We start from the raw sequence: 207 nt of genomic DNA on the forward strand, positions 1-207 counted from the left end.
AACCTTACCGTCTTTTTTAAGCAGCTCATTAGTTAATTCAGACGCATACGTGGGGATGGATTGAGAATTAAGCCACTCTATTCCGCCCGTGCTGTCACTATGAAAATGAGAGGAAATACTGCCTTTTATTTTATAGCCACGTTCCACAAACCAAGTGACTAACTTTTCAGTATCTTTAGCCGTAAATGGAGTGTCAATTAGATAAGC

General features: G+C 39.6%; 1 pseudogene. It reads right to left on the minus strand.

Going from position 1 to position 207, the window contains the following annotated elements:
• Positions 1-207, minus strand: a pseudogene (locus CW751_RS15150) (subclass B1 metallo-beta-lactamase); the annotation flags it as partial.

It is taken from the genome of Brumimicrobium salinarum (genome assembly GCF_002844555.1).
Classification (GTDB): Bacteria; Bacteroidota; Bacteroidia; order Flavobacteriales_D; family Crocinitomicaceae; genus Brumimicrobium; species Brumimicrobium salinarum.